The sequence below is a fragment of the Nonomuraea sp. CA-141351 genome (assembly GCF_050944675.1).
Classification (GTDB): Bacteria; Actinomycetota; Actinomycetes; order Streptosporangiales; family Streptosporangiaceae; genus Nonomuraea.
Map to the genome: position 1 here is coordinate 8,901,832 of NZ_CP191982.1, position 21,123 is coordinate 8,922,954.

Here is a 21,123-nt window from a genome sequence, read left to right on the forward strand (position 1 = left end):
CAGATGGCCACTCCAGGTGCCACCGTTTGGCTCGACACAATGCGAACATCCGCTGAGCGCCGCAAACCGGACGAGTGGCTCAGCCGAGAGCCCCTTGAAGTGGAGAAGACCCTCACGCCATCCAATGAGGCTGCGATGTGCGAGGTGGATGCCTGATGCCTTCGCTGATGCGGGCCGAGGGCGGGGGGAGATCATGGCCGCCATAAAGGACAATGCGCGCACGATTCGTGTTCAAGGAGCTCACAGATGAATCGCACGAATCCAGACTGGCTTGAGCTGGTCGGGTCCCGCTTTCTGGAGCTCACGGGCGATCGCAGAGTGACAGGCTGCCGACCAATGCCTGTGCAGCGAGGAGATCTTTGCGATGATGACTCCGATGCAGGTTCTCGACCGAGGAGAGGGAGGATGTGCGGAGCCGATGTCCTACAGTCCGAAGCTTGCGGCGGCGCTGTCGGGTGCGACGCTTCGCCAACTCGCGCACTGGCGTAAAGCCAGCGCCAGCCGTGGGGCCGTGCTCATCCCCGAGATCTCCGTGATCCGCCCCATTCTCTACTCCTTCCGCGACCTGGTGGCACTGCGGACCTGTGTGAAGCTGCGCAATGACACCTCGCTGCAGAAGATTCGGCGAGCCCTGGACACGCTTCGTGACGATCTACAGGAGCGTGAGCACCTGTCGGCTTACCGCATGGTGGCCGATGGCTCCACGATCTATCTCGTGGAGCCGGGACAGGCAACCGACCTCGTGCACCGTAAGGCTCATGTGGTCATCCATGAGATGGTCGATGTCCTACGCCCGTTCTACCGGGATGGCCGGCACATTCCCGATCTGCTTCGGCCCCGTGACCACGTCACCGTCGATCCTGCCATCAGGGGTGGAATACCCGTGATCGAAGGCACCCGCGTGCCCTATGACGAGGTCGCAGCGTTGTTGCGTGACGGGATACCAGCCGAGCAGATCTCCAAGTACTACCCGAGCGTGACGGCCCCCGCGGCGTTGGACGCGAAGGACTTCGCTGATTACGTCGACAGCTATGATCCCCCGAGGGAGCCGCGTGAGGCTGCTGCTGGATGAGAACGTCCCCAAGCCCCTCCATCAGGTTCTCACCGCATTCATCCTGAACCACGAAATCGTGCACCTGCTCGATCTCGATGGCTGGTCTGGAACCCGCGATGAGATGCTCTACCCTCGGGCTGCGGCTGACGGGTTTGATGCGATCCTGACGAACGACGGGCGGCAGATGCAGCGTCCCCGAGAGGTCGCGGCCATCGCCACCTCCGGAATACATCGGGTCGAGTACTCGCACAAGCACCCAGGACTGGTCGGCATAGGCATCGCGATCGCGACCGTCGCGGCCGGCCTGCCTGGCGCGCTGGCCTTGCTGAAGGAGTCCGATGGTCAGCGGTTGATCACCTTGCGTGGTGTCGATCCGACTGCGGCAAGTCGCCTGCATCTCATCGATCCGGCCAAGACGCCGCCGAAGTTCTGGCCCTCGCTTCTGTGATCATGCACACGACACGCGCCGATCCATGAGGACGTCGTACGCCTCGTCCACGTGGCCCTGCGCCCAGGCGCTGCGTGCCGAGCACTGTCCACGACCACGACCCGCGTGTCCGCCAGGGCTTCAAGTGCCATCGCTTCGGCGCGTCTCGGGGGCAGATGCGGCTTAGTCATACCGCGCGTCACCGCAGCTGAGCCCATGCGCGTGGGCGTTCTGCCGCACTATCTGTGGGCGTTCTGCCGGGTAGTTCTTGGGCGTTTTGCCGCAAGGCTTGCGGGCGTTCTGAGGGTGTCATGCGGTCCTGCGAGACCGCTGAATCATCGAGAACCTAACGGCGTCTGCCGTTCCGCGCGCGAGTCCGGTGCACTCCGGTCCGCCTTCAACCAGAACGACGACGGCAAAACCCAAGCGACCCTCGCCACGACATGCGAGGGATCTCAACGGGTGCTCAGCCCATCAATGGGGAGTCGTGCGGGTCGTTCGTGTCCGCACAGGGCGTGGCGACCCTCCGCGGCACGAAGAAGACTCCCTCCGGCATGAAGAACACGTCGAAGCCCGGCGTCGCCTCCGCACCCCCTCCACACAGAGCGCGATCCGGCCCGAGCCAGTCGTCGTCGGCGATCGCGGGCCCGGCAGACAGGAGCAGGGCGGCGGCGGTCGTGGTCACGGCCATGATGGCGCTTCTGTACATGATGGGCCCCCGATACGGCGTGATCGTTCGCCGACCTTTGTACCCGCGCAAGTGGATCACCTGCTTAAGGGATTGCTCCGGAGGTCTTTACCGTCGATCGGGGCGCTACGAGAGCGCCCAGCCCGCCCGAAGGTCGGCCAGGGCCTGGTGAAAGCCGGGGAACGTCTTCTTCACGCATCCAGGCTCGTCCAGCGTGATGCCCGGCGTACGCAGGCCGGTGACGCTGAAGGACATGGCGATCCGGTGGTCCCCGTGGCAGGCGATCTCGGCGGCGCGCGGCGGTGCAGGGTGGATCTCGATCCAGTCCCGTCCGGTGCTTACGGGCACTCCCAGGCGGCGCAGGTTCTCGGCGCAGGCGTCCAGGCGGTCGCACTCCTTGATCCTGGTGTTGTAGACGTCCTCAATGCGCACCGGCCCGTCCGCGAACGGCGCGACCGCGGCGAGCGTGGGGACGGTGTCGGAGATGTCGCGCATGTTAGTGGTGAGGCCACGCAGCCTGCCGTTGCCGGTCACGGTCACCGCGTCAGGCTTGAGCTCCACCGTCGCCCCCATCCGCCCGAGCACCTCGGCGAAACGCACGTCGCCCTGGAGCGAGGCGGAGCCCAGCCCTGGGATGGTGACGCTGTGCCCGGTGAGCGCGGCGGCGGCCAGCGGGTAGCTCGCCGTGGAGGCGTCGGGCTCGATGGTGTAGTCGGTGGCCGCGTACGGCTGGGGCGGCACGTGGAAGGTGTCGCCCGCGCGCTCGACCTCGACGCCGAAGCGGCGCATCATCGCCAGGGTGATCTCGACGTACGGCGCCGAGACGAGGTCCGTCACGGTGATGTGCAGCCCTTCGGCCGTGAGCGGGCCGACGAGCAGCAGCGCGGTGAGGAACTGCGAGGACAGCCCCGCGTCGAGCGTGATCCGCCCGCCTCTGATCCCCTGGGCGCGTACGGTCAGTGGGTGGTACCCCTCCTGACCCTCGTGGGTCAGGTCGACGCCGAGTTCGCGCAGCGCGCGTGTGAGTGGGCCGAGCGGGCGGCGGCGCATCTGGGCGGAGGCGTCGAAGTGGAAGACTCCCTGCCCAGCCGCCACGAGCGCGGGAAGGAAGCGTGCTGTCGTGGCGCCGTCGCGGCAGAACACCTCGGCCTCGGCGGCGCGCGGCCCCTCGGGACGGCCCTCGATCGTCCACGCCTCAGGGCCGCGTTCCACCCGGTAGCCCAGGGTTTCGAGCCCTTCGGCGAACCCTTCGGTGTCGTCCGAGACCAGCGGTTGCCGCAGCACCGTGGTGCCGCGCGCGGCGGCGGCGAGGAACAGCGCGCGGGCGGTGATGGACTTCGACCCCGGGATTCGCATGATGCTCACCCGACGCAGCCTAAAGCCTTGGCCGTGCCGGGGCCGGGCGGGTCTGCCCGGCCGGGACGGAGGCGGGCAGGGTCAGGCCGGGGCGACCGGTTTGATCGGGGTGCGGCCGCGGCCCAGCACCCAGAGCATGGCGGCGAGGGCGGCCACCTGCAGGGGCCAGCCCATGACGATCTTGGCGAGACCGAGGGCGGCGACCGCTTCGTCGCCGCCCCCGAACAGGTACACCGGTGCCTGCACGGCCACCCGGACCGCGCAAGGCAGCATGAGCAGCCAGGTCAGCCGGATGCACAGTTTCACGATGCCCGGGTCCTTGTGCCAGGCGGTCGGGTCGCCGGTGACCGAGCCGATCAGGAAGCCCACCACAGGCCAGCGGGTGACGATCGACAGCAGCATCCCCACCATGTAGCCGGCGTTCCACAGGATGCCGGGCAGGAAGTAGTCCTTCGCGTCACCGCTGCGGCTGGCGAAGAACGCGCCGATCGCGATGCCGATCAGGCTGTTGATCACGAACTGTGGCGTGGACCGCTGCACGATCCGAACCAGCAGCAGCAGGACCGACAGCGAGATGCTGACGATGAGCGAGACCTTCAGCTCCTCGGTGATGACCCAGCAGAGCGTGAACGCGATCGTCGGGATCGCCGCCTCGATGATGCCGCGCACACCGCCGAACGCCTTGGCGAGCTGGGCTCGCACCGCCGCTTCAACGGTGTCGTGGGCGACCTCTTCCGCCTCAGCACTCACGTTCAACTCCCTGGGCGCAGCTCGTAACGCGGATTGAACATCACCTTGCGCCCGTCCTGGACGCTGACCAGGCCCTCGGCCTTGACCGTGCGACCGGGCTCGATGCCCGCGATCTTGCGGCGGCCGAGCCAGACCAGGTCGATCACGTCGGACCCGTCGTAGAGCTCGGCCTCAAGAGCGGGAGCGCCGCCCCGCGGACGCAGTGTCACTGTACGTAGCGTACCGGCTACGCAGAAGCGCCTGCGCCCACCACACGAGACGATGGGGGTCGCGCCCACCTCGTCGGCGTCTTCCCGCAGTTCCTGGGCCTCGATTTCGGACTGGGGTGAGGCCAGCCGACTGAAGAACCCGCGCAATCCCCCGCGTTTCGGAGGCTCTGCCGTACTCATGATGAATCAGCCTATGTGATGTCGGCGCGATGTCAGCCCTCAGCGAATCTCGCTTATTTCAGGCCCTCTTTTGAACGGGTTGAGCCCGGGCCGCTCGTCCGCCTTCTCGCTCACTTGTTCGTTGGGACGGCGCAGCGGAATCGGCTCCTCACGGGCCATGGGCTCGTCGCCGCGCACCACCACGACGTCCTTCACAAAGTCTATGTACGCCGCCGCGACGTTCTCGTCGAGCGCCGCCTTGCCGGAGATCACCGCCAGCAGGAACCAGCGGGGCCCGTCGACGCCGATGTAACGAGCGGGACGGGTGGCCCCGTCGATCCTCATCTCGCCGGCCAGCTCGCTGCCGAACGGGCCTTCCCGCTCCTCCAGCTGCTTGGACTGCGCCAGGATCTTGGTCTTGACCTCGTCCCACAGGCCCGAGCTCCGTGGCGCCGCCAGGGCCTGAAGCTGCAGCGAGCTCTCCTCGTAGAGGACGACGACGCCGACGTGCTGGTCCCCGACGGAGGCCAGCCGTACGTCGAAGTCGGGGTTGTACGGCAGCCGCAGGCCGCCGAGGTCGATCCTGTCGCTCTCCGGGTGGGGCTCGTCGGCGTCCCACGGGCCGGACTCGCGCATGGGGGCGGCGGGCTCCTGCCCGGCCACCTCTTCCGGCTGCTCACGACGACGACGTCGGAACACGTTCCTCACTCTCCTCGCTCGCGGGCCGTCAACGCGGCCCATTGATCAACGTCCTGTGGATCCGAACCCGTTGGCGCCGCGCATCGAACCCGGCAGCCGCTCGACCTCGTAGAAGGCCGCGCGCTCGACCCGCTGGACCACGAGCTGCGCCACGCGGTCGCCCCGCTGGAGGCGGAACGGCTCCTTGGCGTCGGTGTTGATCAGCGTCACCTTGATCTCGCCGCGGTATCCCGCGTCGACGGTGCCGGGCGCGTTGACCAGCGTGACGCCGTGCTTGGCCGCCAGCCCCGAGCGCGGGTGCACGAACGCGGCGTAGCCGTCGGGCAGGGCGATCGCCACCCCCGTCCCGACGACGGCCCGCTCGCCGGGCAGCAACTCGACGTCCTCGGCCGCGTAGAGGTCGGCCCCCGCGTCTCCCGGGTGGGCGTAGGACGGCATCGGCAGCTCGGCGTCGAGCCGCTGGATGAGGACCTCGACGTTGCTCAAGGGGTCACCTCGTAGTCCTGGTGTTCGGTGGCGGCGGCCAGGTCGCCGTGCCCGGCGAAGTGTTCCATGCGCACCTCGCTGAACCGCGCCGCCGCGCGGCCGTCGACCGGTCCGTCGGGAGCGCCGATGCGCCCCTCAGCCTCAAGGTACGCCTTCCTGCCCGTGATGCCGTCGCACCAGGCGCGCGGGTGGAGTGTCGTGCCCACGGGAACAGGGGTGCCGGGGACCGCCGGCGAGGTGGTGAGGGAGGAACGAGTCACGGGTGACGAGGTTACTCCGTGTCCGCCCTTCGGCCATCCTCGCCACGGGCACCGACGTTCTCACCTTTCGGCTCCACGGCCTCTGGCCGCGGCGCGGCCTCGCCCTCGCTGGGTCCGCCGCCCTCGCCGGGGCCCTCGCGGGGAGGGGCCTCGGGATGGGGCGGCGGCGGCAGGGCGGGGACCTTGTGCCTGAGCTCGGGCAACGCCCGGTAGATCACCGCGGCCACCGGCACGGCCACCGCGGCCCCCGCGATGCCCGCCAGGATGCCTCCGATGGACAGCACGAGGATGATCGCCAGCGGATGGAAGTTCAGGGCCCGTCCCACGATCAGCGGCTGGAGCACGTGGTTTTCCAGCTGCTGTTCGATGATGAGGATGCCCAGGAAGATCAGCGCGTAGACGAGCCCCTTGGCGCCCAGCGTGACGAGGGTGGCGACCGTGCCGGCGAAGAAGATGCCGACGATGGGGATGAAGCTCGCGAAGAAGATCAGCACGGCCAGCGGCGCCCACAGCGGCACGCCCATGCCCGCCAGCACGATGCCCATGATCAGCCCGTGTACGGCGGCCACGGCGACGGTGCCCTGCACGTAGTGGGAGAGCGTGGCCCAGGCGGCCCGCCCGGCCCGGTCCACGCGCGGCGCGACCTCGCCGAACCCCCTGAGGATCCACGCCCAGATCCGGTTGCCGTCCTTGAGCAGGAAGAACGTCACGAACAGCAGCAGCACGATGGAGGCGAGCACCTCGAAGGCGACCGCCCCGGCCGACAGCACGGTGCCGGTGATGGCCGTGCGCTGCTGGTTGACCATGGCCGCGATCTCGTCGACGTAGCTCGTGATCTGGGCCTCTTTGAGGTGCAGCGGGCCGGTGATCAGCCAGTCCTGGACCGACCTGGCGGTCGCCTGCACCTGCTGGACCAGGTTGGGGAACTCGTCGCTGGCCCGAGCCCCCACCAGCCACCCCGTGCCCACGAGCACGGCCAGGGCCACCAGCATGGTGATCCAGGTGGCGTAGATGGGCCGCATGCCCGCCTGGCGAAGGCGGTTGGTCAGCGGGAACAGCAGCGCGGTCAGCAGCAGCGCGATCGCCACGGGCAGCGCCACGAACGTGAGCCGGGCGATGATCAGAGCGAAGAAGTAGACGACCACGCCCACGAGGATCAGGCACACACACCACGCGGCCATCTTGGCCAGCACGGGCGGCACGAGCTTGGTTGGGCGGTCGGGCATCACGTGTCCAAGACTGGCACGTCCGGGCCCAGGATGCGCGCCGATAAAGCGAGGGTCGCGTCACAAGGTGCGCCTGCCGCACCGAGCCGGCGCCGCGTGCCCTCCAGTGCCTCCCGCATCGAGCCGGTGGTGGACGTGCTCCCGAGCCGCCCCAGGAAGGCCGGGGCTACGCGAGCGTGTGACTGCCGGCGGGCAGCTCGCGCATCGTGCGGAGGGGCGAGGTGACCAGCCACAGGAACGCCAGGCAGGACCCGGCGGCTCCGACCAGGAGCGTGTTCCGCACCCCGATCGACCCGCCCAGCGCGCCGCCGATCAGCCCGCCCAGCGGCAGGGTCCCCCAGACGAGGAAGCGCATGGTGGCGTTCATCCGCCCGAGCAGCGGCTCGGGCGTGATGCCCTGGCGGAAGCTGAGCTGCGTGACGTTGTACAGCACCACTCCCGCCCCCGTGCCGAACTCGTAGAGCACGAACAGCCCCAGCCGCCAGTCGGCCTCCATCCACGGCAGCACGAACGCCAGCGGCGCGGGCACGGCGAGACCCAGCCACATCGCCGGCCCCTGCCCGAGCCGCCTGGCGACCCTGGCGTTGACCAGCGCGCCGACGATCCCGCCGAGCCCGCCGGCGGCCGTGAGCAGCCCGATGGCGCCCCCGCCCAGGCCGAGTTCCCTGGCCAGGAGGAGCAGGACCATCGGCTGGGAGACGGACACGAACAGGTTCGCGGTGGCGGTGCAGCCCGCGATGCGGCGCAGCAGCGGCTGGCCGAGCACGAACCTGACGCCTTCGGCGATCTCCTTGCCCAGGCGGGCACGGCCCGGCTCCTGGCGTGGCTCGCGTCCGCGTATCGTGGCCAGGCACAGCGCCGACCAGGCGAATCCGGCCACCGTGGCGACCAGCGCGAAGGGCGCCGTGAGGAGCTGGATCAGGTAGCCGCCCCCGCTCGGCCCGCCGACCTGCGCCACCGTACGCACGATCTCCAGCGTGGAGTTGCCCTCGACGAGCCGCTCGCGCTCGACCAGGTGGGGCAGGTAGCTCTGGTAAGCGACGTCGAAGAACACGGTGAACACGCCCAGCACGAGCGCCACCGCGTACAGCTGATAGATGGTGAGGACGTCCAGCCACCACGCCACCGGCACGGAGGCGAGCGCCAGCGCCCGTGCCCAGTCGGCGACCACCATCACCACGCGCTTGCGCATGCGGTCGACAAGTGCGCCGGCAGGCAGCCCGATCACCACGAACGCCAGCGTCTGACACGTGGCCAGCAGGCCCACCTCGAACGCCGAGGCCCGCAGCGCCGACACGGCCACCAGCGGCAGGGCCAGCATGAGGACCTGGCTGCCCGCCTGGCTGGCGGTGTCGGCGAGGAACAGCCGGCGGAAGTCGTGATCGCGTAGCAAGCTCACCCGCCACAGCATCCACGACCGATTGGGAAAAATCAACCGGTTATAGGGTGGCCGTCCATGGGCACCAAACGCCGCGCCACCGAGGCCGAGGCTCGCGCGCTGGCCTCGGCCGTCCGGCTGCGCATCCTGCGGCTCTGCCTCGACCAGGCGCTCACCAACAAGGAGATCGCCGGCCGCCTCGCCGCGAACCCGGCGACCACTCTCCACCACGTGCGCAAGCTCGTCGACACCGGCTTCCTGGCCGCCGAGCCCAGCCGGCCGGGGCCGCGCGGCTCCACGGAGATCCCCTACCGGGCCACCGGCAAGTCATGGGAGATGGATGTCCGCGAGAGCGGCGTGACCGGGGCCAGGGCGGCGATGATCGAGGCTTTCCTGGAGGAGGTCAGGCTCGTCGACCTCGAGAAGGCCACTCTCATCAGGCTCGGCCTCCGGCTCACCGAAGAAGATCACGCCGAGTTGCAACGGCGGTTGCAGGCGCTGGCCGACGAGTACCGCGACAAGCAGCCGCCACCGGACGGCGAGGCGTACTCGCTCTTCCTCGCCATGCACCGCGACGTGAGCCGAGACCCGTGAACGCACGGACGCCGGGCGCTGCCTACGCGAGCGCCCGGCGTCCTGCCATCCGGACGTCAGCCCAGGTAGACCTCGACTTTCAGCTCGTCACCATACTCCAGGACGAACTCCTCCACGTTGCCCGCGGCGCAAAGGTCGTCCTGAGCTTGGCGGACAAGCGCGACTTCCGGCGCGGAAACGGTCAGCCTGGAGACCTCTGCCCGCATCGACTGCTTGGCCTCGGACTTGGCCTTGCGCACCTGACCGAGCACCTCGGACGCCACGGCCAGCACGGCCGGGTCGCCGGAGCCGCGCTCGACGGCGGGCCACGAGGCCCGGTGCACCGACCCCTCGCGCCACCACGACCACACCTCTTCGGTGACGAAGGGCAGGAACGGCGCGAACAGCCGCAGCAGCACGTCGAGCGCCTGCCGCAGCGCCGCGTGAGCCGAGGCGGCGGCCGGACCGGACTCGTAGGCCCGGGCCTTGACCAGCTCCAGGTAGTCGTCGCAGAACGCCCAGAAGAAGCGCTCCACGGCCTCCACCGCCCTGGTGTGGTCGTAGGCCTCGAACGCGTCCGTGGCCTCGCGCACGACGTCGGACAGGGCCGCGAGCATCGACAAGTCGAGCGGCTCGGTGACCGCTCCGTCGCTCCCGGCCAGGCCCAGGACGAACTTCGACGCGTTCAGGATCTTGATCGCGAGCCGCCGCCCGATCTTGAGCTGCCCGGCGTCGAACGCGGTGTCCACGCCGTAGCGGCCGTTGGCCGCCCAGTAGCGCACCGCGTCGGAGCCGTGCTGCTCCAGCAGGTCGAGCGGGGTGACGACGTTGCCCTTGGACTTGGACATCTTCTTGCGGTCGGGGTCGAGGATCCACCCGGAGATCGCGACGTCGCTCCACGGCAACTGGCCGAACTCGTAATGCGACCTGACCACGGTCGAGAACAGCCAGGTGCGGATGATCTCGTGCGCCTGCGGCCGCAGGTCGGCCGGGTAGACCCGCTTGAACAGGTCGTCGTCGGTCTCCCAGCGGCCCGCGATCTGCGGCGTCAGCGACGAGGTGGCCCAGGTGTCCATGACGTCGGGGTCGGCCATGAACCCGCCGGGCACGCCGCGCTGGTCCTCGGTGTAGCCGGGCGGCACGTCGGAGGACGGGTCGATCGGCAGCATGTCCTCCGACGGCACGATCGGCGCGTCGTGGACGGGCTGCCCCGACTCGTCGATCGGATACCACACCGGGAACGGCACGCCGAAGAACCGCTGGCGCGAGATCAGCCAGTCACTGGTGAGCCCTTCGACCCAGTTGTCGTAGCGCACCCGCATGTGCGGCGGGTGCCAGGCCAGCTCGCGCCCGCGCTCCAGCAGCCGCGCGCGCAGCTCCTCGTCGCGCCCGCCGTTGCGGATGTACCACTGGCGGGTGGTGACGATCTCGAGCGGCTTGTCGCCCTTCTCGTAGAACTTCACCGTGCGGGAGACGGGCCTCGGGTCGCCCTCGAGGTCGCCGGACTCGCGCAGCAGCTCCACGATGCGCTCACGCGCGCTGTGAACCGTCTTCCCGGCCAGCTCCTTGTACGGATCCTCCTCCACGCCCTCGGGCGGCTCGGGCAGCAGCCGGCCGTCCCAGCCGATGACCGGCCGCGTCGGCAGGTGCAGCTCCCGCCACCAGGTGACGTCGGTGATGTCGCCGAACGTGCAGATCATCGCGATGCCGGTGCCCTTGTCGGGCTCGGCCAGCCGGTGGGCCAGCACCGGCACCTCCACCCCGAACAGCGGCGTCAGCACCGAGGTGCCGAACAGCGGCTGGTAGCGCTCGTCGTCGGGATGGGCGACCAGCGCCACGCACGCCGGGATGAGCTCGGGCCTGGTCGTCTCGATCCAGACCGGGCCCTTCTCGCCGTAGAAGGAGATCTTGTGGAACGAGCCGGGCCACTCGCGGTCTTCCAGCTCGGCCTGGGCGACGGCGGTGCGGTAGGTCACGTCCCACAGCGTCGGCGCCTCGGCGAGGTAGGCCTCGCCGCGCAGCAGGTTACGCAGGAACGCCCGCTGCGAGACCGCCCGGGCCTCGTCGCTGATCGTGGTGTAGAGCAGCGACCAGTCGACCGACAGGCCGACCCGCCGCCAGACCTCCTCGAACGCCTGCTCGTCGAGGGCGGTCAGCTTGTGGCACAGCTCCACGAAGTTGCGCCGCGAGATGGAGATCTCGCGTTTGCCGGGCTTGTCCGGTGGAACGAAGTCGGGGTCATAAGGCAGAGACGGGTCGCAGCGCACGCCGTAGACGTTCTGCACCCGGCGCTCGGTGGGCAGGCCGTTGTCGTCCCAGCCGATCGGGTAGAAGACCGACTTGCCGATCATCCGCTGGTAGCGGGCCATGATGTCGGTGTGGGTGAAGGAGAAGACGTGACCGACGTGCAGCGAGCCCGACACGGTCGGCGGCGGCGTGTCGATGGAGTAGACCTGCTCGCGCGACTTGGACCGATCGAAGCGGTAGGTGCCCTGCTCCGCCCAGCGCGCTACCCATACCTGCTCCAAGCCGTCGAGGGTCGGCTTTTCCGGCATAGAGGCATGGCGTAGTCGCTGTTGAGTCATGCCTCCTTATGGTACGGCTTCGCAGGCGTGGCAAGCGGTACAGACTAGTGTTCGTTACAAAGGGGAAGGGAGATCGGCATGGCGGAGGACAAGCCCGATATCGCCTGGCGTGTCATCGGCGGTCTGATGGGGCTGGCGACCGCCTGGGCGGCGAGGAAGATCCTCGGGTTCGTCTGGGTGAAGGCGACCGGCAAGGAGCCGCCCCTCGACACGGACTCGCCCGAGGTCAGCATGGGAGAGGCCATCGGCTACGCCGTGCTCATGGGGGTCGGCATGTCCGTGGCGCAGATCGTGGTCAACCGGACCGCCAAGAAGCGCTACGACGCGTGGAAGTCTGTGAAGCAGGTGACTCCAGGGCAGTGAGGAACTCGCTGGCCCAGCGGTCCACGTCGTAGGTGGCTACCCGGCGGCGCATCGTGCGCATCCGCCGGGCCAGCTCGTGCGGCGTGGCCCGCATCGCGGCCAGCATCTGCCGCTTGACGTCCTCCACGTCGTACGGGTTGACCAGGTAGGCCTGGCGCAGCTCGTCGGCGGCCCCGGCGAACTCGCTGAGCACCAGCGCGCCGTGCAGGTCGTGGTGGCAGGAGACGTACTCCTTGGCCACCAGGTTCATCCCGTCGCGCAGCGGGGTCACGACCATGACGTCGGCGGCGAGGTAGAGCGCCGCCAGCTCGGCGTGGTCGTACGACTGGTGAAAATACTGGATCGGCTGGTAGCCGAGCTGCGCGTGCTCGCCGTTGATCCGCCCGACCTGCAGCTCGATGTCGTCGCGCAGCCGCTTGTACTCCTCCACCCGCTCCCTGCTGGGCGTGGCGATCTGCACGAACACGGCCTCGTTGGCCTTCAGCTGCCCGTCCTTGAGCAGCTCGCCGAACGCCTCCAGCCGCTGCCCGATCCCCTTGGTGTAGTCGAGCCGGTCCACGCCGAGCAGCACGTGCTCGGGGTCGCCCAGCTCCACCCTGATCTCCTTGGCCCGCGCCATGATCTGCGGATCGCGTACCAGCGAGTCGAGCTGCCCGAAGTCGACGGAGATGGGGAAGGCCTGCGTGGTCACGACCCGGTCGTCGAGGAAGATCTCGTTCCCCTTGTACGGCAGCCCGAGCAGCCTCCGGCACAGCCGGCGGAAGTTGGAGGCCCCGCCGGGCAGCTGGAAGCCCACCAGGTCGGCCCCGAGCAGCCCTTCGACGAGGTCCTTACGCCACGGCAGCCGCCAGAACAGCTCGGTCGGCGGGAACGGGATGTGCAGGAAGAACCCGATCCGCAGGTCGGGCCTGAGCTTGCGCAGCATGGCCGGGACGAGCTGCAGCTGGTAGTCCTGCACCCAGACCACAGCGCCCTTCTCGGCGGCCTCGGCGGCGGCGTTCGCGAAGCGCTCGTTGACGGCGCGGTACGTTTCCCACATCGCCCGGTCGAACACCGGCGGCGCCACCACATCGTGGTAGAGCGGCCACAGGGTGGCGTTGGAGAAGCCCTCGTAGTAGAGCTCCACCTCGGTGGCCGACAGCGGGACGGGGATGAGATTCATGCCGCCCTGCTCGAACGGCTCGAGCTTCTCTCCCGGGGCTCCGAGCCAGCCGGCCCAGGCTCCGTGGCGCCGCTGCATCACCGGTGCGATCGCGGTGACGAGTCCTCCTGGGCTCCTGCGCCACGAGGCCGTTCCGTCAGGCTCGATCGTCCGATCCACCGGCAACCGGTTCGCGACGATCAGAAACGAGCTACGGCCAGTCACGCAGTTTCCTCCTCTTCACCGAGAGCGCGGCGGACAGCGTCCGCCACCGACTCCGGACCCGCATGGGGGATGATCGCAGCGATGTGGGAGTCGGGCCTGATGAGCCATGCCTCATCCGGCCCGGCGCCGAGCCTCTCAGCGAGCCCATCGAGTTCCGTGAACCCGCGCACGGCATGCGGCACCGTAATGACCTTGCCCAGGACCTGCGCAAACAAACGCGAATCGCACATTTCACCCAGCAGAACCAGGAAACCGTCACGGCAGAGCTCCCGCAATCTCCCGCCGGGAAGCCGCATGTCCGGCAGGATCACGCCGGGCGCGGGCACGCACAGCGCCCCCTTCGGCGGCCTGCCCGCGAACGGCCGCGTCGGCTCAGGCGTCGTCAGCGGCGAGTCCACGTACCAGTACGGCTCCGCGAACCGGCCCGAGTCCACCTCCGCCGCCAGGCCGCCCTCCAGCGCGGCCCGCCTGCGCATGCGCTCCTCCACGGTGCCGGGCACGATGAAGCGCATGGTCGCGGCGGTGATCCGAAGGTTCTCCAGGGCGGCGGCGTGCCGCTCTATGTGGTAGGACTCCAGCAGCCCCGGCCCGGCCCAGCCGTTGAGCGCGAAGGCCAGCTTCCAGGCCGCGTTCTCGGCGTCGGGCACGCCGGAGTTGAGCCCCCTGGCGCCGAACGGGGCCACCAGGTGGGCGCAGTCGCCGGCCAGCAGCACCCGGCCGACGCGCATGCGGGAGGCGATGCGGGAGTGGAAGCGGTACGTGCTGTGCCAGAGCAGCTCGTACGGCCGCTCGCCAAGGATCTGCCTGACCTTTCGCGAAATATCGACCTTTGTTGGGATGAAGTCGGGTGCGATCTGCCAGTCGATCCTGAACGCGCCGCCTGGGCAGGGGTGGATCAGCACCTGGCGGCCCGGGTTCCAGACGGGGTCGAAGTAGAAGCGGCGCTCGTTCTCCCAGCCGGGCAGGTCGGCCTTGATGTCGCAGATCAGGAACTGGTCGTCGAACGTCTCCCCGTCGAACGTGACGCCGAGCGACTGGCGTACCCGCTGGGCCCTGGCGCCCGCGCAGACCAGCACGTAGGGGGCGCGCAGCAGCCGCTGGCCGCACTGGACCGTCACGCCGGAGCCGTCCTGGGTGAGGCCGGTGACCTCGTGGTTCCAGCGCACCTCGATGAGCGGCTGCGCCGCGATGGCCTCGTCCAGGATCTGCTCGGTGCGGGTCTGGGAGATGTTCACGCACGGTGGCAGGGGGCCCTCGCGCTCGAACTCCCAGGAGAACAGCTCGCGGTCGCGGTAGTACGTGCGGGCGGTGGTCCAGGCGAGGCCCTCGTCCGCTATCTTGCCCGCCCCGGCGGCGGCCCAGATGTCGAGCACGTCGCGCTGCTGGCAGATGGACTTCGACCCGGTGGAGTCGCGTCCGGCGCGGCCGTCGAGCACGAGCACGTGGATGCCCCAGCGGGCCAGCAGCAGCGCGGCGCTCTGCCCTACCGGCCCTGCCCCTACGACGATGACCTGTGCGTTCATGACTGGAGCTGGTCCCAGACCTCGCGGTCACGCTCGGCGGTCCAGATGCGCGGCCGCTCGACGCCGTGCAGCTCGTCCCAGAGCCTGGAGACGTTGAACGGCAGGCAGTGCTCGAAGATCGGCCAGGACCCGTACCGCGGTGCGAGCGCCCGGTGCGTGCGGTCGAACGCCTCCTTCAGCGTGCCCGCAGCGCCGGCCTCGCGCAGCATCACGGCGAGGAAGTCGCGCGTCTGCCCGATGGCCGCGTCCACGCCCGCCTTGCCGCGCGCCACCGCTCCCCTGCCGCCGACCAGCGTCTCCGCCCCGAACGACGCCACCTTGTCGAGGGTCGCAGTGGACCAGTCGTGGTGGAAGGCGTCGCCGGTGTAGAGGGCGGCCTGCGACTCGACGAGGTCGCCGGCGAACATGACGCGCCGCTTGGGCAGCCAGGCCACCAGGTCGCCCCGGTCGCCGCCCAGGTCGATGGTGAACGTGTCGCTGAACGTCGCCGTCGGCCACGTCAGCCCCGGGATCGACTCGGGCTCCTTGAACAGGCGGGGCATCCTGGCGTACTCGCTGGCCCAGTCCTGCTCGCCGCGCTCGGCGATGAGCTCGCGGGTCTTGTCGTGTGTCACGATCACGTCCGCGCCGAACGCCGACGCGCCCAGCACCCTGACCGCGTGATAGTGCGAGAGCACCAGGTACCTGATCGGCTTGTCGGTGTGCTCGCGCAGCCTGGCCAGCCACTGGCGGGCGGCCACGGGCGTCGCCAGCGCCTCGAAGCAGACGAGGAAGTCCTCGGCCTCGATGGCGCCCACGTTCGGGTCGCCCTCGGCTGTGAGCGCGTACACGCCCTCCGCCAGGACCTCCAGGGATTGCCGCTTCTCACCGAGATCCGCCGACGATGCGAACGGCTTGGCCATAACCCCTCCTCCAGGAACGCGGTCACCACTCCCATGCCACACCTTCCCGCTCTCAGGCCCGGCTCTCCACCGCCCCTCCCTTTGCCTCCTGACGGCGTCACGGGCTCACCACCGGCACCCCGTCCCCGGCGCGGTGCCGCTCCTCCGTGCACACGACGGCCACGAGCACCGCAGGCGGCCCGAGCACGCGCGCAGGGGCGGGCGCGCACGGGGCCATGCGGGGTGGGGTCATGCAGGGCGGCGGGACTGGACGATGTGGAAGCGGCCGGCCACGTAGCCGGGGTCGGTGAGTGAGGCGGTGGCGGCCGGGTTGGCGCCGGTGCCGTGGTAGTCGCTGAAGGCGGCCGACTGGTTGACGAAGACGCCGCCCGTCAGGTTGCACGACAGGTTGACGCCCGCGTCGATGGCGGCGCGTTCGGCCTCGTCGAGCACGTCCGATGAGGTCGAGTACGCGGCGGCGGTGAGCGCCCCGCGGGCCTTGATCGTGCGGCGCAGCACGTCGAGGCTCTCCTCGGTCGATCCCGTCGGGATGACGAACGAGATCGGCCCGAAGTGCTCGCGTCCGTAGACATCGGCTTCGTCCGGAGAGACCTTCACGATCACCGGAGTCCGCACCACCGCGTCCGGGAAGGACGGATGCTTCAGGGCACGCGACTCCAGCACCACGTCGCCCAGAGACGGCGCGGCCTCGACCCGCACCAGCACGTCCGGGTTGACGATGGCCCCCGTCAGCTCCACCGCCCGGGCCTCGTCCCCGAGCAGCTTGCCGACGGCGCCCGCCAGCCCGGCGCAGACGTCGTCGAAGCTCTTGTGCCCCTCGTCGGTCTCGATCCCGGCCGCCGGCACCAGGATGTTCTGGGGGGCCGTGCACATCTGGCCGCTGTAGAGCGACAGCGAGAACGCCAGGTTGCCCAGCATGCCGCGCCACGAGTCGGTGGAGTCGACGACGATCGTGTTGACCCCCGCCTTCTCGGTGTGCACGAGCGCCTGGCGGGCGTTGTCCTCCAGCCAGTCGCCGAACTCCGTCGAGCCGGTGAAGTCGACGATGCGGATGTCGGGATGGGTGGCGAGCGTCTTGGCCAGCCCCCGGCCCTCCTCCGCCGCCAGCGAGACCAGCCCGGGGTCGAAGCCCGCCTCGGCCAGCACCTCACGGGCGATCTGCACGGTGATCGCGAGCGGCAGCACCGCGCGCGGGTGCGGCTTGACGATCACCGGGTTGCCTGTGACGAGCGAGGCGAACAGCCCCGGGTACGCGTTCCAGGTCGGGAACGTGTTGCAGCCGATCACCAGCGCGACGCCCCTGGGCACGACCGTGAAGCGCTTCTCCATGACCAGCGGGTCGCCCTTGGCGGGCTTCTCCCAGCGGGCGGTCGTGGCCGAGGACGTCATGGCGGCGTAGCCGTACGCGACGGCCTCGAGCGCGCGGTCCTGCGCGTGTGGCCCGCCCGCCTGGAAGGCCATCACGAACGCCTGCCCGGTCGTGTGCTGCACCGCGTTGGCCAGCTCGAAGCTGCGCTGGTTGATCCGGTGGACGATCTCGACACAGGCCAGCGCGCGGGCTTCCGGCCCCGCGTCCCGCCACGCGGGCAGTGCCGCCTCAGCTGCCGCGATCAGGTCGTCCACGAGCGGCTCCGGGTAGGTGACGCCGAGGTCGATCCCGTACGGCGAGCGCTCGGCCCCGATCCAGGACCCGGTGCCCGGCTGGTCGAGGGGGAACGGCTTGCCGAGGTAGGACTCGAACGCCTCCTTGCCCCGCTCGGCGGCCCCCTCGCCGTAGACGCGGGGACTCGGCGACTCGGGGTAGGCGCTCCAGTATCCCCGCTCGGCGATGGCGGACAGCGCCTTCTCCAGAGTCTCGCGGTGCTGCTCGAACATGGTGTTCACCCTCTTGACAGGGATAGTCCGGACGGTGAAGTGTTTACCGAACATTCGGTCAGTTGACAAGGGAAGACTTGCGTTGGAGAGCGCGCGTCGCGCAGTTCCGCGACCGCGGCAGAGAGCTCAGATAGGTGGAAACCCATGAGACTCGGCGATCCCCCCGCGCCGGACCAACTCGACCCCATTGAGCGGGCCTCCCGCGACGAGCTCATAGCGCTCCAGCTCGACCGCCTCCAACGGACACTTAGCCACGCTTACCAAAATGTCCCGATTTATCGGCAAAAATTCGATAATGCGGGAGTTCATCCGAGCGACTGCAAGGAACTCGGCGATCTGGCGAAATTCCCTTTCACCACGAAGCAGGATCTACGCGACTGCTATCCGTTCGGCATGTTCGCCGTCCCGCGCGAGCAGGTGGCCAGGATCCACGCCTCCAGCGGCACCACGGGCAAGCCGACCGTCGTGGGCTACACCAGGCACGACCTGGACGTCTGGGCGGACGTCATGGCCCGCTCGATCCGCGCGTCCGGCGGCCGGCCCGGCGACGTCGTGCACGTGGCCTACGGGTACGGCCTGTTCACCGGCGGTCTGGGCGCCCATTACGGGGCCGAGCGGCTGGGCTGTACGGTGGTGCCGGTCTCGGGCGGCATGACGCCGCGCCAGGTCCAGCTCATCACGGACCTGCGGCCCGACATCGTCATGGTCACGCCGTCGTACATGCTGGCCCTGCTGGACGAGTTCGAGAGGCAGGGCCAGGACCCCCGCGCGTCGTCGCTACGGATCGGGATCTTCGGCGCGGAGCCGTGGACCGAGCGGATGCGTGCCGAGCTCGAGGACTGCTTCGACCTGCACGCCGTGGACATCTACGGCCTGTCCGAGGTGATCGGCCCCGGCGTGGCGAACGAGTGCGTCGAGAGCAAGGACGGCCTGCACGTCTGGGAGGACCACTTCTACCCCGAAACGGTCGATCCCTTCACCGGCGAGCCGTCGGAGGCGGGCGAGCTGGTCTTCACCAGCCTCACCAAGGAGGCCATGCCGGTCATCCGCTACCGCACGGGCGACCTGACCAGGCTGCTGCCCGGCACCGCCCGGCCCGCGTTCCGGCGCATGGAGAAGGTGACGGGCCGTACCGACGACATGATCGTCCTGCGCGGCGTGAACGTGTTCCCCACCCAGATCGAGGAGCTCGTGCTGCGTACCGAGGGACTGTCACCGCACTTCCAGCTCCTCCTGACCCGCCCTCAGCGGCTCGACGTGATGACGGTGAGGGTCGAGGGCCGCCCCGGCTTCGCAGGGGGTGCGGAGGCCGGTGAAGCGCTGCGCCAGGCCGTCAAGGACACCGTCGGTGTGAGCGTGGAGGTCGAGGTCGTGGACCCGGAGACGCTGGAGCGCTCGGTCGGCAAGCTCAAACGAGTCATCGACAAGCGGGATAATTAACCCATGGCCCCTCCAACCCCCACCCGTCAGCGCAAGCGCGGACACGACCCGGAGTCCGTGCTGGCCATCGCCGTCGACGTCTTCAACGAGCGCGGCTACGACGGGACGAGCATGGAGGACCTCGCAAGGGCGCTCGGCGTCACCAAGTCGGCCATCTATTACCACGTACCGGGCAAGGAGCAGCTTCTGGCGCGGGCGCTCGACCGGGCGCTCGACGGGCTGTTCGCAGTGGTGGCCGACGAGCGGGCCGCCTCGGGCCCCGCGATCGACCGCCTGGAGTGGGCGGTACGGCAGAGCGTGCGCATTCTCGTGGACCGGCTACCGTACGTGACGCTGCTGCTGCGGGTGCGCGGCAACAGCGGGACAGAGCAGGCGGCGCTGGAGCGGCGGCGGGAGTTCGACGGGTTCTTCAGCCACCTGGTCAAGGAGGCGGCGGCGGAGGGAAGCATCCGGCCGGACGTGGATCCGGCCCTGGTGACGCGCCTGCTGTTCGGCACGGTGAACTCGATCACCGAGTGGTATCAGCCGGCGCGCGGCGCATCGGCGGACGACCTGGCCGACGCGCTGCTCAAGATGACCTTCAGCGGCCTACGCGTCTAACTCCCCGCGCCGCTGGGGATCGATCTCCGCGGCAGGGGTGCCGGGGGGTGCGGCAGGCCGTTTGACGCGCAGGTCGTTGCGTACGGCGTCGCCGAGCTTCTTGGTGGCCATCCGGTTGAGCGCGCCGCCCGCGACCGCTCCGGTGAGGAAGGGGCCGAGCGTGGTCAGGTGGCGGCCGAGCGTCCGGAGGAGGCGGTTGCGCAGGGCGGTCTTGGTGGCCGCGCCGAGAGCCAGCGAGACGGACGTGGGTGTGAGGGGGTCGATGCCACGTTGCTTGGCCCAGGCGGCCGTGAAGGCGACCGCGCGCTGGGTGCCGGAGCCCTGGACGCTGACGCCGTAGACCTCGTGCAGCTCGGCCAGGAGCTTGACCTCGATGGCGGCGACGACGATGGTCTCGGCGACGAGCTGCGCGGGGGCGGAGAGCAGGAGGGGCGGCGCGGCGAACTCCGCGGCCGCGAGTGCTCCGCCGATGGCCCCGACCGTCATCGTGGCCTTCTGGGCGGTGCGCATGAGGTCGTCGGCGAGTTGCTCGCCGGTCAGGCCGTGGTGGTGCTCGGAAAGGGTGTGCAGGTCCCTGATCGGGATGCGGGGGGCGATGTTGAGGAAGACATCGGCCAGCCAGCGCCCCCGGCCGGCGCCGTTGGCGCGCGCCTTCTTCGCCCCGTTGGACAGGGCCAGAGCTAGTCGGCCGAGCAGCCTGCGCCGCTCGGCCGGCTCGAGCTCGCCGGGCGCTGTGAGCTTGCCAACGAGTTCGCCGACCTCGTTCTCGGGGCCGGCGACCTCGTTGCCTGGTTGCTTGTCCTTCTCAGGTTGGGCCACGCGATGCCTCCGTCCTCATGGTCGCGACTGCTCAGGGTCGGTATTCGTCCTTACCCCGAGTCCTTCGCTCCAGTCGATCAGGCGGCGCACTCCCGGCAGACCTGCTGGCCGTTCTTCTCGGAGGCCAGCTGGCTGCGGTGGTGCACCAGGAAGCAGCGCGAGCAGGTGAACTCGTCAGCCTGCCGGGGAATGACCCGCAGGGAGAGCTCTTCGTTCGACAGATCCGCACCAGGCAGTTCGAGCGACTCGGCCAGGTCGGTCTCGTCGATGTCGATGCTGCCGGACGACTTGTCGGTGCGCCGAGCCTGGAGTTCCTGGAGGCTGTCCTCCCCCAGGTCGTCGTCTGTCTTGCGCGGGCTGTCGTAGTCGGTAGCCATTGTGCTTA

General features: G+C 69.4%; 22 protein-coding genes. 6 read left to right on the forward strand and 16 right to left on the reverse strand.

What is annotated here, in order from left to right; genetic code table 11:
- Positions 1 to 376 precede the first annotated feature (376 nt).
- A complete protein-coding gene (locus ACQPWU_RS41915; RefSeq protein WP_433431225.1) occupies positions 377 to 1,072 on the forward strand; it encodes a DUF433 domain-containing protein in 696 nt (231 codons plus the stop codon).
- The gene (locus ACQPWU_RS41920; RefSeq protein WP_433431226.1) at positions 1,053 to 1,502 is read left to right on the forward strand and encodes a hypothetical protein; all 450 of its coding nucleotides are present in this window, start codon (positions 1,053 to 1,055) and stop codon (positions 1,500 to 1,502) included. The genes ACQPWU_RS41915 and ACQPWU_RS41920 overlap by 20 nt, the downstream gene beginning before the upstream one ends.
- Before the next feature lie 445 nt (positions 1,503 to 1,947).
- Here ACQPWU_RS41920 and ACQPWU_RS41925 read toward each other — a convergent pair whose 3' ends face one another.
- The 9 genes from ACQPWU_RS41925 to ACQPWU_RS41965 form a co-directional block, all read right to left on the reverse strand.
- On the reverse strand, positions 1,948 to 2,172 hold the full coding sequence (locus ACQPWU_RS41925) for a hypothetical protein (RefSeq protein ID WP_433431227.1): 225 nt from the start codon (positions 2,170 to 2,172) through the stop codon (positions 1,948 to 1,950).
- A gap of 123 nt (positions 2,173 to 2,295) precedes the next feature.
- Entirely contained in the window at positions 2,296 to 3,525 is a 1,230-nt protein-coding gene (aroA, locus tag ACQPWU_RS41930) for a 3-phosphoshikimate 1-carboxyvinyltransferase (protein WP_433445421.1), read from the reverse strand.
- 81 nt (positions 3,526 to 3,606) lie between these two features.
- Entirely contained in the window at positions 3,607 to 4,281 is a 675-nt protein-coding gene (locus tag ACQPWU_RS41935) for a DUF3159 domain-containing protein (RefSeq protein ID WP_433431228.1), read from the reverse strand.
- The gene (locus tag ACQPWU_RS41940) at positions 4,278 to 4,484 is read right to left on the reverse strand and encodes an OB-fold nucleic acid binding domain-containing protein (protein ID WP_226899902.1); all 207 of its coding nucleotides are present in this window, start codon (positions 4,482 to 4,484) and stop codon (positions 4,278 to 4,280) included. Before ACQPWU_RS41940 ends, ACQPWU_RS41935 begins: the two co-directional genes overlap by 4 nt.
- A gap of 219 nt (positions 4,485 to 4,703) precedes the next feature.
- Positions 4,704 to 5,342, reverse strand: a complete 639-nt coding sequence (locus tag ACQPWU_RS41945) for a DUF3710 domain-containing protein (RefSeq protein ID WP_433431229.1) — start codon at positions 5,340 to 5,342, stop codon at positions 4,704 to 4,706.
- A 45-nt stretch (positions 5,343 to 5,387) separates the two neighbouring features.
- Positions 5,388 to 5,828, reverse strand: a complete 441-nt coding sequence (dut, locus tag ACQPWU_RS41950; protein ID WP_360694464.1) for a dUTP diphosphatase — start codon at positions 5,826 to 5,828, stop codon at positions 5,388 to 5,390.
- Positions 5,825 to 6,088 (reverse strand): hypothetical protein, encoded by a 264-nt coding sequence (locus tag ACQPWU_RS41955; protein WP_433431230.1) that lies wholly within the window; start codon positions 6,086 to 6,088, stop codon positions 5,825 to 5,827. Before ACQPWU_RS41955 ends, dut begins: the two co-directional genes overlap by 4 nt.
- Positions 6,089 to 6,099: 11 nt before the next feature.
- Positions 6,100 to 7,314, reverse strand: a complete 1,215-nt coding sequence (locus ACQPWU_RS41960; RefSeq protein ID WP_433431231.1) for an AI-2E family transporter — start codon at positions 7,312 to 7,314, stop codon at positions 6,100 to 6,102.
- Between the two features lie 166 nt (positions 7,315 to 7,480).
- Positions 7,481 to 8,713, reverse strand: coding sequence for an MFS transporter (locus tag ACQPWU_RS41965; RefSeq protein WP_433431232.1), 1,233 nt, complete (start codon positions 8,711 to 8,713; stop codon positions 7,481 to 7,483).
- A gap of 57 nt (positions 8,714 to 8,770) precedes the next feature.
- Between ACQPWU_RS41965 and ACQPWU_RS41970 the strand changes: the two genes are divergently transcribed.
- Positions 8,771 to 9,286 carry an ArsR/SmtB family transcription factor gene (locus ACQPWU_RS41970; RefSeq protein ID WP_433431233.1) on the forward strand — a complete coding sequence of 172 codons (516 nt, stop codon included), beginning with the start codon at positions 8,771 to 8,773 and terminating at the stop codon, positions 9,284 to 9,286.
- Between the two features lie 56 nt (positions 9,287 to 9,342).
- Here ACQPWU_RS41970 and valS read toward each other — a convergent pair whose 3' ends face one another.
- A complete protein-coding gene (gene valS / locus ACQPWU_RS41975) occupies positions 9,343 to 11,820 on the reverse strand; it encodes a valine--tRNA ligase (RefSeq protein WP_433431234.1) in 2,478 nt (825 codons plus the stop codon).
- Between the two features lie 108 nt (positions 11,821 to 11,928).
- Here valS and ACQPWU_RS41980 point away from each other — a divergent pair, with 108 nt between their 5' ends.
- Positions 11,929 to 12,213, forward strand: a complete 285-nt coding sequence (locus ACQPWU_RS41980; RefSeq protein WP_433431235.1) for a DUF4235 domain-containing protein — start codon at positions 11,929 to 11,931, stop codon at positions 12,211 to 12,213.
- On the opposite strand, the gene ACQPWU_RS41985 is transcribed toward ACQPWU_RS41980, so the two are convergent.
- From ACQPWU_RS41985 to paaN, 4 genes are all read right to left on the reverse strand, one after another.
- A complete protein-coding gene (locus ACQPWU_RS41985; RefSeq protein ID WP_433431236.1) occupies positions 12,146 to 13,579 on the reverse strand; it encodes an alpha,alpha-trehalose-phosphate synthase (UDP-forming) in 1,434 nt (477 codons plus the stop codon). The two genes, ACQPWU_RS41980 and ACQPWU_RS41985, sit on opposite strands and share 68 nt — an antisense overlap.
- The gene (locus ACQPWU_RS41990) at positions 13,576 to 15,102 is read right to left on the reverse strand and encodes an FAD-dependent monooxygenase (protein WP_433431237.1); all 1,527 of its coding nucleotides are present in this window, start codon (positions 15,100 to 15,102) and stop codon (positions 13,576 to 13,578) included. The genes ACQPWU_RS41985 and ACQPWU_RS41990 overlap by 4 nt, the downstream gene beginning before the upstream one ends.
- Positions 15,099 to 16,004: an MBL fold metallo-hydrolase gene (locus ACQPWU_RS41995; RefSeq protein ID WP_433431238.1), complete on the reverse strand. Its 906-nt coding sequence runs from the start codon at positions 16,002 to 16,004 to the stop codon at positions 15,099 to 15,101. The genes ACQPWU_RS41990 and ACQPWU_RS41995 overlap by 4 nt, the downstream gene beginning before the upstream one ends.
- A 228-nt stretch (positions 16,005 to 16,232) precedes the next feature.
- Complete coding sequence (gene paaN, locus ACQPWU_RS42000) at positions 16,233 to 17,879, reverse strand: phenylacetic acid degradation protein PaaN (protein WP_433431239.1); 1,647 nt, start codon at positions 17,877 to 17,879, stop codon at positions 16,233 to 16,235.
- Positions 17,880 to 18,023: 144 nt separating this feature from the next.
- Between paaN and paaK the strand changes: the two genes are divergently transcribed.
- Positions 18,024 to 19,319, forward strand: a complete 1,296-nt coding sequence (gene paaK, locus ACQPWU_RS42005) for a phenylacetate--CoA ligase PaaK (RefSeq protein WP_433431240.1) — start codon at positions 18,024 to 18,026, stop codon at positions 19,317 to 19,319.
- Positions 19,320 to 19,322: 3 nt separating this feature from the next.
- A complete protein-coding gene (locus ACQPWU_RS42010) occupies positions 19,323 to 19,919 on the forward strand; it encodes a TetR/AcrR family transcriptional regulator (protein ID WP_433431241.1) in 597 nt (198 codons plus the stop codon).
- Here ACQPWU_RS42010 and ACQPWU_RS42015 read toward each other — a convergent pair.
- On the reverse strand, positions 19,908 to 20,738 hold the full coding sequence (locus ACQPWU_RS42015; protein WP_433431242.1) for a hypothetical protein: 831 nt from the start codon (positions 20,736 to 20,738) through the stop codon (positions 19,908 to 19,910). The genes ACQPWU_RS42010 and ACQPWU_RS42015 overlap by 12 nt on opposite strands.
- Before the next feature lie 77 nt (positions 20,739 to 20,815).
- Entirely contained in the window at positions 20,816 to 21,115 is a 300-nt protein-coding gene (locus tag ACQPWU_RS42020) for a DUF4193 domain-containing protein (protein ID WP_020542847.1), read from the reverse strand.
- Between the last annotated feature and the right edge of the window lie 8 nt (positions 21,116 to 21,123).